Origin of the sequence: Bacillus sp. SIMBA_031 (assembly GCF_046535225.1) — a bacterium.
Taxonomy (GTDB): domain Bacteria; phylum Bacillota; class Bacilli; order Bacillales; family Bacillaceae; genus Bacillus; species Bacillus velezensis.
The window spans coordinates 1-273 of sequence record NZ_JAWRXC010000216.1; the positions used below are offsets into that span (position 1 = coordinate 1).

A 273-nucleotide genomic window follows, 5' to 3' on the forward strand; every position below is an offset into this window, starting at 1 on the left:
GCAAGAAGCCAGGTACTGCACTGCGAGCCTGGCTCCGGTATCTGGTGTTCTGCGGCATGGCGGGCCGTGAGCTCGAAGCCGCGATTCCCTCGATGCCCCAGTGGAAGTACGCATCTCTGCCGGTTCGTCTCACCGCAGAGGAGACCGAGCGCGTGCTCGGAGCGGCGCTCGACGGCAGCGCCCACGAGTTGCGCAATCGGGCGATGTTGCTGGTCCTGGCGAGAATGGGCGTACGGGCCTGTGAGCTCACGCATTTGATGCTCGACGACATCG

1 protein-coding gene is annotated in these 273 nt (G+C 64.8%); it reads left to right on the plus strand.

Translation table 11 applies throughout. From position 1 onward, the window contains the following. Nucleotides 1–56: 56 nt before the first annotated feature. Nucleotides 57–273, plus strand: a 217-nt coding sequence (locus tag SB724_RS20075) for a hypothetical protein (protein WP_486304058.1), incomplete at its 3' end; no start/stop codon positions are given.